Annotated in this window: 18 protein-coding genes; 12 read left to right on the plus strand and 6 right to left on the minus strand. The window is 76.4% G+C overall.

Annotation, left to right across the window (positions count from 1 at the left end; genetic code table 11):
- Positions 1-9 precede the first annotated feature (9 nt).
- Positions 10-1,269 (minus strand): acyl-CoA dehydrogenase family protein, encoded by a 1,260-nt coding sequence (locus JOD57_RS11030; RefSeq protein ID WP_204692070.1) that lies wholly within the window; start codon positions 1,267-1,269, stop codon positions 10-12.
- Positions 1,270-1,427: 158 nt separating this feature from the next.
- Here JOD57_RS11030 and JOD57_RS11035 point away from each other — a divergent pair, with 158 nt between their 5' ends.
- The 3 genes from JOD57_RS11035 to JOD57_RS11045 are packed head-to-tail and all read left to right on the plus strand — an operon-like array spanning position 1,428 to position 3,282.
- Positions 1,428-2,228, plus strand: coding sequence for a DeoR/GlpR family DNA-binding transcription regulator (locus JOD57_RS11035; RefSeq protein WP_204692071.1), 801 nt, complete (start codon positions 1,428-1,430; stop codon positions 2,226-2,228).
- On the plus strand, positions 2,225-2,596 hold the full coding sequence (locus tag JOD57_RS11040) for a DUF4406 domain-containing protein (protein WP_204692072.1): 372 nt from the start codon (positions 2,225-2,227) through the stop codon (positions 2,594-2,596). Before JOD57_RS11035 ends, JOD57_RS11040 begins: the two co-directional genes overlap by 4 nt.
- Positions 2,593-3,282 carry an NUDIX domain-containing protein gene (locus JOD57_RS11045; RefSeq protein WP_204692073.1) on the plus strand — a complete coding sequence of 230 codons (690 nt, stop codon included), beginning with the start codon at positions 2,593-2,595 and terminating at the stop codon, positions 3,280-3,282. Before JOD57_RS11040 ends, JOD57_RS11045 begins: the two co-directional genes overlap by 4 nt.
- Here JOD57_RS11045 and JOD57_RS11050 read toward each other — a convergent pair.
- Entirely contained in the window at positions 3,261-4,262 is a 1,002-nt protein-coding gene (locus JOD57_RS11050; RefSeq protein WP_204692074.1) for an extracellular catalytic domain type 1 short-chain-length polyhydroxyalkanoate depolymerase, read from the minus strand. The two genes, JOD57_RS11045 and JOD57_RS11050, sit on opposite strands and share 22 nt — an antisense overlap.
- A 114-nt stretch (positions 4,263-4,376) precedes the next feature.
- On the minus strand, positions 4,377-6,356 hold the full coding sequence (locus tag JOD57_RS11055) for an acetoacetate--CoA ligase (RefSeq protein ID WP_204692075.1): 1,980 nt from the start codon (positions 6,354-6,356) through the stop codon (positions 4,377-4,379).
- A gap of 105 nt (positions 6,357-6,461) precedes the next feature.
- Here JOD57_RS11055 and JOD57_RS11060 point away from each other — a divergent pair, with 105 nt between their 5' ends.
- The 6 genes from JOD57_RS11060 to JOD57_RS11085 all read left to right on the plus strand — a co-directional run bounded on the left by JOD57_RS11060 (position 6,462) and on the right by JOD57_RS11085 (position 11,529).
- Positions 6,462-6,857: a DUF2237 family protein gene (locus JOD57_RS11060; RefSeq protein ID WP_204692076.1), complete on the plus strand. Its 396-nt coding sequence runs from the start codon at positions 6,462-6,464 to the stop codon at positions 6,855-6,857.
- A 42-nt stretch (positions 6,858-6,899) separates the two neighbouring features.
- The gene (locus JOD57_RS11065; protein WP_204692077.1) at positions 6,900-7,397 is read left to right on the plus strand and encodes a glutathione peroxidase; all 498 of its coding nucleotides are present in this window, start codon (positions 6,900-6,902) and stop codon (positions 7,395-7,397) included.
- A 208-nt stretch (positions 7,398-7,605) separates the two neighbouring features.
- Positions 7,606-8,430 carry a mycothiol-dependent nitroreductase Rv2466c family protein gene (locus JOD57_RS11070; protein WP_307824612.1) on the plus strand — a complete coding sequence of 275 codons (825 nt, stop codon included), beginning with the start codon at positions 7,606-7,608 and terminating at the stop codon, positions 8,428-8,430.
- Positions 8,431-8,495: 65 nt separating this feature from the next.
- Positions 8,496-9,578 (plus strand): FecCD family ABC transporter permease, encoded by a 1,083-nt coding sequence (locus JOD57_RS11075; protein ID WP_307824613.1) that lies wholly within the window; start codon positions 8,496-8,498, stop codon positions 9,576-9,578.
- Positions 9,575-10,684: a FecCD family ABC transporter permease gene (locus tag JOD57_RS11080; protein WP_307824614.1), complete on the plus strand. Its 1,110-nt coding sequence runs from the start codon at positions 9,575-9,577 to the stop codon at positions 10,682-10,684. Before JOD57_RS11075 ends, JOD57_RS11080 begins: the two co-directional genes overlap by 4 nt.
- Positions 10,681-11,529, plus strand: a complete 849-nt coding sequence (locus JOD57_RS11085; protein WP_204692078.1) for an ABC transporter ATP-binding protein — start codon at positions 10,681-10,683, stop codon at positions 11,527-11,529. The genes JOD57_RS11080 and JOD57_RS11085 overlap by 4 nt, the downstream gene beginning before the upstream one ends.
- Positions 11,530-11,533: 4 nt before the next feature.
- Here the strand turns inward: JOD57_RS11085 and JOD57_RS11090 are convergent, their stop codons facing one another.
- The gene (locus tag JOD57_RS11090; RefSeq protein WP_307824615.1) at positions 11,534-12,475 is read right to left on the minus strand and encodes a siderophore-interacting protein; all 942 of its coding nucleotides are present in this window, start codon (positions 12,473-12,475) and stop codon (positions 11,534-11,536) included.
- Between the two features lie 109 nt (positions 12,476-12,584).
- On the opposite strand from JOD57_RS11090, the gene JOD57_RS11095 reads away from it, so the two are divergent.
- Positions 12,585-13,337: a TroA family protein gene (locus tag JOD57_RS11095; RefSeq protein WP_204692079.1), complete on the plus strand. Its 753-nt coding sequence runs from the start codon at positions 12,585-12,587 to the stop codon at positions 13,335-13,337.
- Here the strand turns inward: JOD57_RS11095 and JOD57_RS11100 are convergent.
- Together JOD57_RS11100 and JOD57_RS11105 are read right to left on the minus strand one after the other, a co-directional pair.
- Positions 13,240-14,217, minus strand: a complete 978-nt coding sequence (locus JOD57_RS11100; RefSeq protein ID WP_204692080.1) for an EamA family transporter — start codon at positions 14,215-14,217, stop codon at positions 13,240-13,242. The two genes, JOD57_RS11095 and JOD57_RS11100, sit on opposite strands and share 98 nt — an antisense overlap.
- Before the next feature lie 92 nt (positions 14,218-14,309).
- Complete coding sequence (locus JOD57_RS11105; RefSeq protein WP_239571269.1) at positions 14,310-14,708, minus strand: VOC family protein; 399 nt, start codon at positions 14,706-14,708, stop codon at positions 14,310-14,312.
- Positions 14,709-14,946: 238 nt separating this feature from the next.
- On the opposite strand from JOD57_RS11105, the gene JOD57_RS11110 reads away from it, so the two are divergent.
- Positions 14,947-15,315, plus strand: coding sequence for a hypothetical protein (locus JOD57_RS11110; RefSeq protein WP_204692082.1), 369 nt, complete (start codon positions 14,947-14,949; stop codon positions 15,313-15,315).
- A gap of 48 nt (positions 15,316-15,363) precedes the next feature.
- Entirely contained in the window at positions 15,364-16,143 is a 780-nt protein-coding gene (locus JOD57_RS11115) for a thioesterase family protein (protein WP_204692083.1), read from the plus strand.
- Positions 16,144-16,170: the final 27 nt, after the last annotated feature.

Consider the following 16,170-nt stretch of genomic DNA (forward strand, 5'->3'; position numbering starts at 1 on the left):
GCCGGGCCGTCACGTCAGCGGCGAGCGGGGCAGGAGACGGTCGCTGATGATCCGCTTCTGGATCTCGCTGGTGCCCTCGAAGATCGTCGTCAGCCGGGCGTCGCGCCAGTGCCGCTCGACCTGGCGCTCGGTGGTGTAGCCGTTGCCGCCGTGCAGCTGCATGGCCTGGTTGGTCACCCGCACCGCCATCTCGGTGGCCTCGAGCTTGACCATCGCCGCCTCGCGCTCGCACGGGACGCCGAGGTCGAGCAGGTGGGCCACCTGCCGGTAGAAGGCGCGTGACTGCTCCACCTGCGCGGCCATCTCGGCGAGGGCGAAGCGCAGCGCCTGGAAGTCGCCGATCGGGTGGCCGAACTGCTCGCGCTCCTGCAGGTAGACGATCGAGTCCTCGAGCGCGGCGCGGGCCAGGCCGACGGCGCGGGCGGCGGTGTGCACGCGGGCGGTGTTGAGGAAGCGCTGCGCCTCGGCGAACCCGGCACGGGCGGTCTCCGGCCCGTCGCCGCCGCCGGAGCCGCCGGGGTCGGCCAGCTCGTTGCCGGCCGGGATCCGGACGCCGTCGAAGACGAGGTCCCAGGTGAGGAAGCCGTGGTAGCCGACCTTGTCGATCGGCGTCCCGGTCAGGCCCGCGGGGAACGAGCCGCGCTCCTTCTCCAGCAGCAGGTTGGTCAGGCCGCGGGATCGCGACTCCCCCGGCTCGGGGTCGCGCACGCGCACCAGCACCTGGATGAAGTCGGCGGCCTCGGCGTTGCCGCACCAGCGCTTGTGACCGGTGACCACCCACTCGTCCCCCTCGCGGACGGCGCGGGTGGTGACGCCGGCGAGGTCGGAGCCGGCGCCGGGCTCGGACAGCGCGATGGCGCCGATCCACTCGCCCCGGGCGCTGCGGCCCAGCAGGTCGGCGCGCCGGACCGGGTCGGGCACCGTGGTGCCCAGGCCCTGGGAGCGGGCCAGGATGCTCGCGCTGCTCATCCAGGCGCGGGCCAGCTCCTCGGAGACCATGCAGTACTCGAAGACGCCCAGGCCCAGGCCCCCGTGCTCGGCCGGCACGGTGATGCCGAAGTACCCCAGCTCGGCCAGGCGGGCCAGCAGCGACTCCGGGAGCAGCCCCTTCCTCGGGTCGAGCTCGTCGGCCACCGGGAGCACCTCGTCGTGGGCGAGGCGGCGGGCCTGCTGCTGCAGCGCCTCCCGCTCGGGGGTGTGCCACGGCGGCAGCAGCGCCGGGGGCCGGGGCTCGAGCAGCCCGGTGGGGCGGTCCTGGGTCGACGTCATCGTCGCGGGCCTCTCCTCGGCGGCAGCGGTCGGCTCCACCCTGCGGGGAGTCCCCGGGTCCCGCACGACGCAGCCCCGGCGGCGTGACCGGCGCCACGCCTGCCCAGCACTTCACAGTTACTTCACACATCTCACAGGAATCTGGTAGGACTGCACCCGTGGCCGTCCCCGACCGACTCGACGTGACGCTGCGGCTGGTGCGCAACGGCGGCCGTGCGTCGCTGGCCGACCTCGCCGCCCGGCTGGGCGTCTCGGAGATGACCGTCCGCCGCGACCTCGACGCGCTGCAGGCCCGCGGGCTGGTCGAGCGGGTGCGCGGTGGCGCGGTCGCCGTCGCCGAGCCCGAGAGCGCCGCCGGCTTCGCCGCGCGGGCGGGCTGGCAGGCCGGCCTCAAGGACCGCATCGGCCGGGCGGCCGCCGCGCTGGTCGCCCCCGGTGCCACGGTGCTCCTCGACGCCGGGACGACGACCGTCGCCGTCGCCCGGGCGCTGGCCGACCGGGCCGCCGCCGGGGAGGGCCCCGTCACCGCGGCGGTGCTGAGCCTGCCGGTGGCCGAGGTGCTCGCCGACCGGCCCGGCGTGCGCCTGCTCGTCGTCGGCGGGGAGTCGCGGCCGGGCGAGCGCAGCCTGGCCGGCCCGCTGACCGCCGCGGTGCTGCGGCAGCTGACCTTCGACGTCTTCGTCATGTCGATCGGGGCGGTCAGCGCCGCGGCGGGCTGGTCGGAGTTCACCCTGGAGGACGCCGCGGTCAAGCAGGTGGCGCTGCAGCAGGCGCGCACCAGCCTGGTCGTCGCCGACGCCTCCAAGCTCGGCGTCCGTGCCTTCGCCTCCGTCGCGCCGCTCGACGCCGTCGGACGCCTGGTCACCGACGCCAGCGCCCGCGACCCCCAGCTCACCCCCGCGGCGCAGGACACCCTCGCCGCGCTCGAGAACGCCGACGTGGAGGTCGTGCTCGCATGAACCAGCCCCTGATGATCCTGGTCGCCGGGCCCTACCGCGGGGGCACCGGCGACGACCCGACGCTGATCGCGGCCAACCACCGCGCCATCCGGGAGGCCTGCCTGGCGCTGTTCCGCGCCGGCCACCTCGCCGTCAACGGGGAGGACCTGGCGCTGCCGCTCGCGGAGCTGGCCGGGTCGACGCGGGTGGGTGACGCCGCCTTCGACGAGGTGTTCCACCCGATGGGCCGGCGGCTGGTCGCCCGCGTCGACGCCGTCCTGCGGCTACCCGGCGCCTCGGCCGGGTCCGACGAGATGGTCGCCCTGGCCCGCGCCCGCGGCGCGGCGGTCTACACCGGCCTCGACCAGGTGCCGGGGGTGGCACGGTGACCGCGGTGGGGGTCCCCGGCGTCGACGTCCCCGACCACCGGGGCCGGACCGGGCTCGACCGCGCGGGCCGCGACCTCACCGGCAACCCCGGCGTCGTCGTCCGCGACGTCGAGCTGCTCGCCGGCGGGTGGCACGTGCTGCGCCGCACGACGTTCGACCAGCGCCGCCGCGACGGCCGCTGGACCACCGAGCAGCGCGAGACCTACGACCGCGGCAACGGGGCGACGCTGCTGCCCCACGACGTCGCGCGCGGCACGGTGCTGCTGACGCGGCAGTTCCGCTACCCGGCCTACGTCAACGGCTCCCCCGACGGGCTGCTCGTCGAGACCGCCGCCGGGCTGCTCGAGGAGCAGGACGCCGAGTCCGCGGTGCGCCGCGAGGCCGAGGAGGAGCTCGGCGTCGTCCTCGGGGAGGTCACCCGCGTCTTCGACGTCTTCACCAGCCCGGGGTCGGTGACCGAGCGGGTCGTCTGCTTCGCCGCGCCCTACACGCCGGCCGACCGGGTGTCGGCCGGCGGCGGGCTGGTCGAGGAGGGCGAGGACATCGAGGTGCTCGAGCTCGGGATCGACGAGGCGCTGGCCTGGGTGGACGACGGCCGGATCGCCGACGCCAAGACGATCCTGCTGCTGCAGTGGGCGGTGCTGCGCGGCCCGTTCCGCGACCGTCAGAGCCGCGCCGGGCGGTAGGGCGCGCGGCCGGGCCGGTCGAGGCCCCAGCTCACGCCGTCGTACCAGCTCGAGCAGACGGTGCCGGCGAAGTACCGGTCCGGCCGGCCGCACTGCCGGGGACCCTCGCCGGGGTCGTTGGGCGCGGCGTGGCCCATGCCGGCGACGGTGTAGGTGGTGACGCGCACGGTGCCGTCGGCGTCGGCGTAGCGGTGGCGGGTGGTGCCGGCGGGCAGCGCGGTGGTCGAGGCCGGCAGCTGCGACAGTCCGTGCACCGCCGTCCACTGGTCGCGCAGGTCCAGCGCGTTGGCCGGGTTCACGGTCCGGTCGTCGGTCCCGTGCCAGACGGAGACCTCCGGCCACTCCGTCGTCCCCGCCGGCGCCGCCGCGCGGACCGCGGCCGCCCACTGCTCCGGCGTCCGCTGCCCGGACACGGTCGTGCAGGCGACCGCGGTGAACAGGTCGACGGCGCAGCCGACGGGGACGCCGGCGATGACCGACCCGGCCGCGAAGACGTCGGGGTGGGCGGCGAGCAGCGCCGCGCTCATCGCCCCGCCGGCCGACAGCCCGCTGACGAAGACCCGCCCCGGGTCGGCACCGTACGCGGTGACCGCGTGGGCCACCATGCTGCGGACCGAGGCCGCCTCGCCGTGACCGCGGGTGACGTCGCCGGGCTCGAACCAGGTGAAGCACCGGTTGGCGTTGTTGGCGGTGGTCTGCTGCGGCAGGACGACGGTGAACCCCCACCGGTCGGCCAGCTCCGGCCACCCCGAGCCGAGGGCGTAGCCGGCGGCGTCCTGGGTGCAGCCGTGCAGCGCCACGACGACCGGGGCGCCCGCGGGCAGCCCCGCGGGCCGGTACGCGTACACCTCCAGCTCGCCCGGGTTCGCGCCGAAGTCGGTCACCCGCACCGGCCCGGCCGCCGACGCCGGTCCCGCGGTGAGCAGGCCGGTGGCCACGAGCGCCGGGACGAGCAGCAGTCGCAGCAGAGCACGCCGCACGGGGACTCCTCCGCCTCGGGACGGGACCCGCCCACGGTAGGACGCCGGTCACCGGCCGCGCTGCAGGGCCCCGCCGCGAGCGAGCGAGTGGCGGGGGGGCAGCGGGGGCCTTCGTCAGCGGGCGCCGCGCTCCCGGGCGAGGGCGACGTAGTGCTCGACCAGCGAGGCGTCGTCGACCGCCCCGGTGTTGACCGCCCTCTCCGGCGGCACGCCCTGGAACAGCCGCTTGAGCGGCACCTCCAGCCGCTTGCCGGTCCGGGTGTGCGGGACCCCGGGGACGACGAGCACCTCGTCGGGCACGTGCCGCGGGCTGGCCTGCTCGCGGATGGCGGCGCGGATCCGGTCCCGCAGCTCGTCGGTGAGCTCCTCCCCCTCCGCGAGCTCCACGAACAGCGGCATCCAGTAGCCGCCGTCGCGCTGCTCGACGCCGAGGACGACGCAGTCGAGCACCTCCGGGACCGACTCGACGGCGGCGTAGATGTCCGCCGTCCCCATGCGCACGCCGCCGCGGTTGAGCGTGGAGTCCGACCGGCCGGTGATCAGGCAGGTGCCGCGCTCGGTGACCTCCATCCAGTCGCCGTGCCGCCAGACGCCGGGCCAGGGCTCGAAGTAGGACTCGCGGTAGCGCACGCCGTCCGGGTCGTTCCAGAAGTACAGCGGCATGGACGGCATCGGCTCGGTGACGACCAGCTCCCCGAGCTCCCCGGTGACCGGCCGGCCCTCCTCGTCCCACGCGGCGGCGGCGACGGCGAGCATCGGCCGCTGCAGCTCACCGGCGGTCACCGGCAGCAGCAGCGTGCTCCCGATGAAGCCGGTGGCGACGTCCGTGCCGCCGGAGACCGAGGCGAGGAAGACGTCGCTCTTCACGGCGTCGTAGACCCAGTGGAACGCCGAGGCCGGCAGCGGCGAGCCGGTGGAGCCGATGGTCCGCAGCGCCGACAGGTCGTGGGTCTCCCCCGGCCGGATGCCCGCCTTCTCGCAGGCGGTGAGGTACCCGGCGCTGGTGCCCAGGTAGGTGATGCCGGTGCGGGCGGCGAGGGCGAACTGGGCGTCGACCGACGGGTAGGCCGGCGCCCCGTCGTGCACGACCACGGTCGCGCCCCGCAGCAGCGCCGACGTGGCGATGTTCCACATGATCCAGGCGGTGGAGGCATACCAGTAGAAGCGGTCGCCGGGGCCGACGTCGCCGTGCAGGCCCAGCTGCTTGTGCTGCTCGAGGACGACGCCGCCGTGGCCGTGCACGATGCCCTTGGGCAGCCCGGTCGTCCCGGACGAGTAGACGATCCACAGCGGGGCGTCGAAGGGCAGCGGCTCGAACCGCGGCTCCTGCGGCTCGCCCACCGCCTCCGCCCAGGGCAGCGCGCCGTCGGGCACCTCGTCGGGGAAGAGCCGCGGGACGGCGACCGTCGTCCGCACGCTGGGCAGGGCCGCGCGCAACTCGGAGACGACGTCGCGCCGGTCGTGGGGCCTGCCGTTGAAGCGGTACCCGTCGACGGCGACCAGCACGGTGGGCTCGATCTGGGCGAACCGGTCGAGGACGGCGCGGGTGCCGAAGTCGGGCGCGCACGAGGACCACACCGCACCGATGGACGCCGCGCCGAGGAAGGCGACCACCGCCTCGGGGACGTTGGGCAGGTAGCCGGCGACCCGGTCACCGCGCTGCACACCCAGCCGGCGGAGCGTGGCGGCGAACGCGCCGACCTGCTCGCGCAGCTGCGCCCAGGGGACCTCGACGGGGTCGGCGTCCTCGGCGACGGCGACCAGCGCGGGGTGCTCGTCGGTGGCGTGCCGCAGCGCCTGCTCGGCGTAGTTGACCGTCGTCCCGGGGAACCACTCGGCGCCGGGCATCCCGGGGCGGGTCAGCACCCGGTCGTCGGGGACGCCGGGCAGCACGCCGGACCACTCGGCGACGTCGGCCCAGAACTGGTCGAGGTGCTCGACCGACCAGCGCCAGATCGCGTCGTAGTCGCACGCGTCGAGGTCGAGTCCACGGCGTCCGGCCGCCTCGCGGGCGAACCCCGCGAGCCGGGTCGCCTCCTTCGTCTCCTGGGTGGGCTGCCAGAGCACCGGGGCGGCGGAGGTGTCAGCGGTCACAGCAGCACCCTGCCACCGGCCTGCCCGTGCCGGGGAGCCGGGCGGGCCACCGGGGCCGGACCCGCGGACGGGCGGCGTTCCCCGTTCCTCTGCGACGATCTGCGCGTGACCGAGCCGGAGCGCAACGTGCTGGGCGGCGAGCTGGAGCCGTGCGGCACCGAACCGCTCACCGGGTTCTACCGCGACGGCTCGTGCCGCACGGGTGCGCAGGACCTGGGCAGCCACACCGTGTGCGCCGTCGTCTCGCAGGAGTTCCTGACGCTGCAGCGCGAGCTGGGCAACGACCTCGTCACCCCGCGACCGGAGTACGGCTTCCCGGGGCTGCGGCCCGGCGACCGGTGGTGCGTGGTGGCCGCGCGGTGGCTGCAGGCCTACCGCGCGGGCGTGGCGGCCGGCGTCGTCCTGGCGGCGACCAACGCCCGGGCGCTCGAGATCGTCCCGCTGAGCGCCCTGCGCCAGCACGCCGTCGACGTCCCCGACGACATCAGCGACCTGGACTGAGGGAGGACCCCCGTGTCCCCCACCACGGAAGGACCCCGCCCGGTGGCTGCCGACCTGTTGGACCTGCCCGTCTCGACGCTGCAGGGCGAGGCGACCACCCTCGGCGCGCTCACCGGCGGCCGGCCCGCCCTGGTGGTCAACGTGGCCAGCCGGTGCGGGCTCACCGCGCAGTACACCCAGCTCGAGCAGCTGCAGCGGGAGTACGGCCCGCGCGGTTTCACCGTCGTCGGCGTGCCGTGCAACCAGTTCGCGGGGCAGGAGCCGGGCACCGCCGAGGAGATCGCCGGGTTCTGCTCGGCCACGTACGGCGTCAGCTTCCCGATGACCGAGAAGGTCGAGGTCAACGGCGAGGACGCGCACCCGGTCTACCGGCAGCTGGCCGCGGCCCCCGACGGCTCGGGCGAGGCCGGCCCGGTGCAGTGGAACTTCGAGAAGTTCCTGCTCACCGGCGACGGCGAGGTCGTCGCCCGGTTCCGCCCGGCGACCGACCCGGCCGCGCCCGAGGTCCGGACGGCGATCGAGGCGCTCCTCCCCCGCTGACCGCCCGGCCGGACGGCGCGCTCGCGGGCGTCTCCCGCGGGTCGCCTGCGCTGCAGGACCCGCCGCGGGCGATGAGCGCCGGCGGCGGCCCGTCCGGCGCTCCTCCTGGGGCGTCGTGCGATCTCCGGGGGTCCTGCAGCCCCCCAGGACACCGGAGACTCCTCCAGGAGCGGCCTGGTCGGCTTGCCGTGCCGGGGTTCCTCGCCCGGTGCGGGCGCTGCAGCACCGGCAGTGCGCGAGGAACGCCGACAGCGGTCGCGGCGGCACGCGGCCGGCGCTCGGGCGGCCGGACGGCGACCGCCGGGCCAGCATGGAGGGCATGGCCGACCTGCACTTCTACTTCGACCCCGTCTGCCCGTTCGCGTGGATGACCAGCACGTGGGTGCGCACGGTCGCCGCCCAGCGGGAGTACGACGTCGACTGGCGGTTCGTCTCGCTGCGGCTGCTCAACGCGCACGTCGACTACGACAGCCACTTCCCCCCGGAGTACGAGGCCGGCCACACCGCCGGGCTGCACCTGCTGCGGGTCGCGGCGCGGACCAGGGACGAGCACGGGCGCGAGGCGGTCGGACCGCTCTACGAGGCCCTCGGCCGGCACGTGTTCGAGGACCCCGCCGGCCAGCCGCCGCCGGAGCGGGCCACGAGCCGCGCCTTCCTCGACACGGTGCTCACCGAGGCCGGCCTGCCCACCGCGCTGGCGACCGCGGTGGACGACGACTCGTGGGACGCCGGGATCCGGGCCGAGACGGACGAGGCCCTGGACCTGACCGGCCGCGACGTCGGGACGCCGATCCTGCACTTCGAGCCACCGGAGGGTGTCGCCTTCTTCGGCCCGGTCATCAGCCGGCTGCCCGCCGAGGACGAGGCCGCGCAGCTGTGGGACCACGTCGTCGGGCTGGCCCGCTTCCCCGGCTTCGCCGAGCTCAAGCGCAGCCTGCGCGAGCGGCCGCAGCTGCCCTCCTTCGGCGTGACCACCGGGGACGTCGGTGTGCAGGAGGACTGGCACGGGGGCAGCCGCCGCCTGAAGCGCTGACCGGACGGCCACCGGGACGCCGGGTAAGGTGAGCCTCACCGAAGCCGACCGTCCGGAGCTGCCCGGTGCCCGTGCCCAGTGCCACCCGCGCCCCCGCGCCGACCCCGGCGGACGGCACACCGGGTCCGGCCCGGACGGCGCGTGCCGCGCGGACCCGGCGGCGGGTGCTCGGCCTGCTCGCCCTCGTCGTCCTGCTGGCCGCCACGTGCGCCGCCAGCATCGCCCTGGGCAGCCGCCCGCTCGACCTCGGCACCGTGTGGCAGGCCCTCACCGACCGCTCGCTGCGCACGGAGGAGGCGGTCATCGTCTGGGACCTGCGGGTCCCGCGCACGGTGCTCGGCCTCATGGTGGGGGCGGCCCTCGGCGTCTCCGGCGCCCTCGTCCAGGGCCACACCCGCAACCCGCTCGGCGACCCCGGGCTGCTCGGCATCACCGCCGGGGCCGCCTTCGCCGTCGTCCTGGCGATCGTGCTGCTCGGCGTGGGCACCCCGGCCGGGTACGTCTGGTTCGCCTTCGCCGGGGCGCTGGGCGGCACCGTCGCCGTCTCCGTGCTCGGCTCGGCCGGCCGCGGCGGGCCCACCCCGGTCACCCTCGCGCTGGCCGGCTCGGCGCTGAGCGCGCTGCTGTTCGCGCTGGTCCGGGCGGTGCTGGTCAGCGACTCGAACTCCCTGGACGCCTTCCGGTTCTGGGTGGTCGGCGCGCTGGCCGGCCGGAGCGCCGACGTCGCCTGGCAGGTGGCCCCGTTCGTCGTCGCCGGGCTGCTCCTCGCCCTGCTCAACGCCCCGGCGCTGGACCTGCTCGGCATGGGCGAGGACGTCGCCCGCGGTCTGGGCCAGCGCATCTGGCCGGCCCGGCTGGTCGGGCTCGGCGCGTGCACCCTGCTGGCCGGCGCCGCCACCGCCGCCTGCGGGCCGATCGCCTTCGTCGGCCTGGTCGTGCCGCACGCCGTCCGGGCGTTCACCGGCCCGGTGCACCGCTGGCTGGTCCCCTGCTCCGCCCTGCTCGGTGCGGTGGTGCTGCTCGCCGCCGACGTCGTCGGCCGCGTGGTCGCCCGGCCCGGCGAGCTGCAGGTCGGCATCGTGCTCGCGCTGGTCGGCGGGCCGGTCTTCGTGGCGCTGGTGCGTCGGCGGCGGACGGCGACGCTGTGACCGCGACCGTCGACACCGTCCACCGGACGACGCCACCCGACCCCGGCGGGCGCCCGGCCGGCCGTGCCGTTCCCCTGCGGATCGGCCCGGTCTCGGCGCGGTTCCGCTGGCGGTCGGTCCTCGTCCCGGTCGTCGCGTCCGCCGTCGTGGTGCTGCTCGGCGCGCTCGGTCTCGGGCGCGGCGACTACCCGATCGGCCTCGGCGAGGTGCTGCGGACCCTGGTGGGCGCCGGTGACCAGGCACAGGCGTTCATCGTGCTGGAGCTGCGCGCGCCGCGGACGGTGGTCGGCGCGCTGGTCGGGCTGGCGCTGGGCCTGGCCGGGGCGCTCTTCCAGACCTCCGCGCGCAACCCGCTGGCCTCCCCCGACGTCCTCGGCATCACTCAAGGCGCCTCGGTCGGGGCGGTGGCGGCGATCGTGCTGAACGGGAGCACCTCGACCGGCGCCCTGCTCGGCGGCCTCGGCGTCCCGCTGGCCGCGCTGCTCGGCGCACTGGCCGTCGGGGCGCTGCTGTTCACCCTCGCCTGGCGCGCGGGCATCGACGGGTACCGGCTGGTGCTGGTGGGCATCGCGCTGTGGTCGATCGCCCAGGCGCTCACCGACTGGCTGCTCACCCGCGCCGAGGTCCACGACGCCGCGGCCGCCTACGTGTGGATCACCGGGTCACTCAACGCCCGCACCTGGGACCAGGCCGCGCCGCTGGCGCTGTCGCTGCTGGTCCTCGTCCCGCTCGCGCTGGCCGCCGGCCGCGTCCTGGGCGTGCTCCAGTTCGGCGACGACACCGCGCGCGGGCTCGGCGTGCGGCTGGCCCGCGCACAGGGCGGGGTCGTGGTGGTCGCCGTCCTGCTGGTGGCGACGGCGGTGGCCGCGGCCGGGCCGATCGCCTTCGTCGCGCTGGTCGTCCCGCAGGTCGCCGTCCGGCTGACCGGGGGCTCGCGGCCGCCGCTGCTGGCCTCCGGGCTGCTCGGCGCGGCGCTGGTCGTGGGCGCCGACCTGCTCACCCGCACCGTCCTGCCCCAGGCGCTGCCCGTCGGCATCCTCACCGCTGCCATCGGCGCGCCCTACCTGCTCTGGCTGCTCGTCCGCGGGAGGCGGACCCTCGCATGACCACCCCCGCTCCCGCGGCGCCGCACGTGTCCGCGCCGACGCCGGACGGACCGGTCCGTCTCGCCGCGGAGTCGGTGACCCTCGCCTACGACGAGCGCGTCGTCGTCCGCGACCTGGACCTGCGGCTCACCGACGGCTCGTTCACCGCGATCGTCGGGCCCAACGGCTGCGGCAAGTCCACGCTGCTGCGGGCGCTGGGCCGGCTGCTGCGCCCGCAGGCCGGGCAGGTGCTGCTCGACGGCCGCTCCATCGCCCGGACGCCGACCCGCGAGGTCGCCCGCGTCCTCGGCCTGCTGCCGCAGACCCCGGTGGCCCCCGCGGGGCTCACCGTCGCCGACCTGGTGGCCCGCGGACGGCACCCGCACCAGAGCTGGCTGCGCCAGTGGTCGACCGAGGACGAGGCGGTGGTGGCCGAGGCGCTGTCCTGGACCGACGTGTCCGACCTGGCCGACCGCCCGGTCGACGAGCTCTCCGGCGGGCAGCGGCAGCGGGCGTGGATCTCCATGGCGCTGGCGCAGGGCACCGACCTGCTCCTGCTCGACGAGCCGACGACCTACCTGGACCTCGCCCACCAGATCGACGTCCTGGAGCTGGTGTCCCGGCTGCACGCCGAGCGCGGCCGCACCGTCGTCGTCGTGCTGCACGACCTCAACCTCGCCGCCCGCTACGCGCAGCGGCTGGTGGCCGTGCGCGACGGGGTCCTGGTGGCGTCGGGGACGCCGCACGAGGTGCTCACCGAGCAGCTGCTGGCCGACGTCTTCGACCTCGAGGCCCGCGTGGTCCCCGACCCGGTGGCCGGGACGCCGATGGTGGTGCCGGTCCGCCGCCTGCCCCGCCAGGCATAGGAGGTCAGCTCTCGGCGACGCCCTCGCGCCAGTAGCCCATGAAGGCCACCGCGCGCCGGTCGACGCCGAGGTCGCCGACCAGGTGGCGGCGCAGCCGCTTGACCACGCCCGCCTCCCCGGCCAGCCAGGCGTAGCAGCCGGTGGCCGCGCCGGGGTCCTCGGGCACCTCCCACAGCAGCCCGGTGTCGAGGTCGACGTCCTCCGGCGCCGGGGCGGGGGCCGCGGCGAGCCCGAGGTCGACGAGCGCGGCGCGCACCGCGGGCACCACCAGCTCGCCGCGGGCGCGGCCCCGGCGGGACAACCAGTGCACGGTGACGCCCTCGGGCACCACCAGGTCCTGCGCGTCATCCGGCTCGGGCACCTCGAGGACGGCGACGACGCGACGTCCGGGCACCGGCGGCAGGCCCTCCAGGACGGCGCTCACCGCGGGCACCGCCGTCTCGTCGCCGGCCAGGAGCAGACAGGTCGCCGTGGCCGGCGGCGCCCACTCGACGCCCCAGGCGCGGCCTCGGCCGGGCCGGTCGGGCCCCATCAGCACCATCGGGTCGCCGGGACGCGCCGACGCGGCCCAGGTCGCCGCCGGGCCGGCGTGCCCCTCGCCGGCCCCGTGCAGGACGACGTCGAGGTCGACCTCGGCCTGCCCGGGCCGGGCGGCGCGGACGGTGTAGGTGCGCAGTACCGGACGCCGCTCCTCGGCCAGCGCGCGGTAGGCCGGGTACCACTCGCCGCCGGCGGCCTGCAGCTCGGCCAGCACCGTGGGGTCGGGGGCGAGCACGAGCTTGACCCGCTGGTCGTCACCGGCGACGCCGAAGTCGCCCAGCCGCGGGCCGGTGAGGGTGATGCGCACCGCGCTCGGGCCGAGGCGCCGCACGCGGGCGACGACGGTGTCGAAGAACAGCCACTGCGGCAACTCGGCCACCGCCGGCGGCGCCACGGTCGTCGTCACTCCGGTCTCCGCTCTGCGGGGGAACGGCCCGTGCGGACCGCAGGTAAGGCGAGGCTAACCTCTGCGGCGCCCGCGGAGAACACCCCCGCCCGACGGCGAGGAGACCCCGGTGTCCCGACCATCGCGCCTGATCGGCGCCTCCCTCGGCCTGGCGGCGCTGCTCGCCGCCGGCGCCTGCGCCGACCCCGGCACCGGCTCCGGGGCGGAGTCCGCGACGGGTGAGGGGAGCTGGTCGTCCACCGACGACGTCGGCACCACCGTCGAGCTCGACGCACGGCCCGAGCGGATCGCCGGCCTCGACGACGTCGCCTCCTCGCCGTGGAACCTCGGCGTCGAGCCGGTGGCCACCCTCGGCCAGACCTCGGCCGCCGACGACGTCCGGTTCGCGGGCCGCGACCTCGCCGGCGTCGAGAACGTCGGCGAGAGCTACGGCTCCATCGACCTCGAGGCACTGGCCGCCGCCGACCCGTCGCTGCGGCTCTGCTCCGACCTCGGCGTGCAGTTCGTCGACCCGGGCGGCGAGGGCCACTTCCGGCAGACGGCGAGCTGGGAGCAGGTCCCCCGGTACCGCAGCGACGTCATCCTCCCCTCGCTGCGCGGCGCGATGACGCCGGAGGAGAGGGCCACCCAGCCGACCTACGAGCTGCTGCCGGCCGCGCAGGCCGGGCAGGTGCACCCGTGGGAGCACGTCGGCATGGACCACGCCGCGCAGGCCCGCTACGTGGAGCGGCTGGCCGGCTGGCTGCGCGAGGCGAGCGGGTCGGCTAGCGCGCGAGCGGCGCCGGCGTCTCGGGAACGGGCGCCGGAGCCGGCTGCGCGGCCGCACCGGCGCGCGCGGTCTGGGCCAGCGCGATGCCCGTGAGGACCACGAGCGCGCCGGCCACCTGCCAGCCGGTGAGCACCTGCTCGAGCCACAGCCAGGCGACGACGGAGGCGAGCACGGGCTCGACGGTGGCCACCAGCCCGGCGGTCGTGGGCGGCAGGTGGCGCAGCGCCGCGATCGAGAGCCAGAACGGCGCGATGGCCCCCAGGACGACGATCCACAGCACCAGCAGCCACAGCGGCAGGGTGAGCTGCGCCAGCGAGACGGGCACCCGCTCGCCGAGCACCCCGGGCGCGAACGGCGTGAACGGCGCGACGACGGCCCAGAACAGGCCGGCGGCCACGAAGGTCCAGGTGGTGAGCGTGACCGGGTCGCGGGTCACGGTCCCCCGCTCACCCATCAGGTAGTACGTGGCCAGGCACACCGCCGCGGCGAGGCCGGCGGCGACGCCGAGCGGGTCGAGCGAGCCGCCGCCCTGCCAGACCTGCGCGACGAGGACCAGTCCCGACAGCGACAGCCCGAGCGCCAGCCAGATCCGCGGGCGCACCGGCTCCCGGCGCACGAGGCGCACCCACAGCGCGATGCCGACCGGCGCGGTCATCTCGAACACCAGCGCGATGCCGACCGGCAGCCGGCCGATGGCCACGAAGTACAGGAACTGGGTCAGCGCCACGCCGACGACGCCGAACACCGCGAGGAAGGGCACCTCGCGCCAGGTGATCCGCAGCCGCCCCGGTGCCACGACCGCCAGCGCGACCAGCAGCCCGACCGCCGCGCCGCCGCAGCGCAGGGCGGTCAGCCAGGTGGCCGGGATCCCGGCCTGCAGCGCCAGCGTCGACACGGTGCCGTTGACGGCGAACAGCCCCGCCGCGGCCACGGTGAGCAGGTAGCCGACGGCGGGGCGGCGGGTGTGCGGCACATCCGTGACTGTAGCGGTCGTCACGGGTTACGCCACCTACCCGGTGCGGGCGCCCCCGTCGCGCTGCCGGCACCACCGCGGGTGTGCGGCCGTCACTGCGCGCTCGCCGGGTCCATCCACAGGACCTCCCAGACGTGCCCGTCGGGGTCGGTGAAGCTCGCGCCGTACATGAACCCGTGGTCCTGCGCCGGCTTCCACGTGCCGCCGCCGGCGCCCATCGCCTTCCCGACCATCGCGTCGACCTCCTCACGGCTGTCGCAGGACAGGGCGTACAGGGCCGCCGTCGCCGTCCGCGGGTCGGCCGTGGCGGTGCCCCCGGGCAGGAAGTCGGCGAACCTGGCGTGGGACAGCAGCTGCAGGTGGATCGCGTCGCTGACGACCACCGAGGCCGACGCGTCGTCGGAGAACTGCTCGTCGATCGAGAAGCCGAGGGCCGTGTAGAACGCGCGGCTGGCCGCCAGGTCGGTCACCGGCAGGTTCACGAAGATCATGCGCACGGGGGACTCCCTTCGTCGGTGGACCCGCCTCGAGGCCCGTCGGGAGCACAGACACTCCGGCCGGCGCGAACTCATCGGCACCCCCTCCCGACGATCATGGAGTCGTGACCACGTCCGCGGCCCGGACGGTGGTCAGGGCTCCATGATCGTCGGGGGGAGGGGAGGGGAGGCGTCGGGGACACCACAGCGCGGATCGGGGCGGCGGGCGCCCCGAGCGGGCACCCTCGGGAGGGTGACCGAGCCCCGCCCGCCGTGGTCGCGGCGCCGCCGCCGGACGCTGGTCGGGCTGGCGCTGGGCGCGGTCGCCGGCGGCCTCGGCGCGCTGGTGCTGCCCGCCCAGTACGGCGTGACCTCGGCGTTCGTCGCCGCCCTGTGCGCCTTCCTCTTCGTCGTCGCGCTGGTCGTGTTCCTCGCCGTCCCGGGACCGGACACCCTCGGCACGCTGCTGCGGTCGACCCCGCTGGGCGGGGCGGTCCTCGTCGTCGCCGTCCTGCTGTACCTGTCGACGGCGGGTGAGCCGCTGCGCTGGCTGTGGCTGCTGGCCGCGGCCGGCGGCGCCGCCTGGCTGGGGACGGCGCTGTGGCTGGCCCGCCGCGACTGACCCGACCCGGCCGGCCGTGCCGGACCTGACCGGCGGCAGACTGCCCGGGTGGACCTGCCCTCCGCCTTCTACGTCCCGGACGGCGACGGTCTCGTCGCCACCGCGCTGACCATCGGGCCGTGGGACCCCGGTCTCCAGCACGCCGGGCCGCCCGCCGCGCTGCTGGTGCGGGAGGCCGAGCGCGCGAGCGGCATCCCCGGCGGGCAGACCGTGCGGCTGGCCTTCGACGTCCTCGGGCCGGTCCCGGTGGGGCCGGTGCAGGTCGCCGCCCGGGTGCTGCGGCCGGGCCGGCGGATCGAGCTGGTCGAGGCCACGCTCACCGCGGGCGGGCGGGCGGCCGTGCGGCTCACCGCCTGGCGGATGCGCTGCGGCGGGGCGTCCTCGGTCTCCCCGGCGCAGCGGCACCCTGTCGCGCCGGAGGACGCCGGGCCCACCGAGTTCGGCGTGTTCTCCGAGCCGGTCGCCTACCACCGGGCGCTGGAGTGGCGACTGGCGTCGGGCTCGCTGGCCGAGCCCGGTCCGGCGGCCACCTGGACCCGCCCGCGGTGCACCCTGGTCGAGGGCGAGCCGATGACGCCGCTGCAGCACCTGGTGGCGATGACCGACGCGGCCAGCGGCATCTCCGCCGAGCTGGACTGGCAGCGGGCGACCTTCGCCAACGTCGACCTCGTCGTCGCCCTGTTCCGCCCACCCGCCGGGGAGTGGCTGGCCATGGACGCCACGACGACGCTCGGACCGGCCGGCGTCGGACAGTGCAGCGCCGACCTCTACGACGCCGAGGGGCGCATCGGCCGCTCGATCGCGTCGCTGTTCGTGGAGCCGCGCTGAGCGTCCTGCCAGGGAGAACCGGTTGGA

The sequence above is a fragment of the Geodermatophilus bullaregiensis genome (genome assembly GCF_016907675.1).
GTDB classification, from domain to species: Bacteria; Actinomycetota; Actinomycetes; order Mycobacteriales; family Geodermatophilaceae; genus Geodermatophilus; species Geodermatophilus bullaregiensis.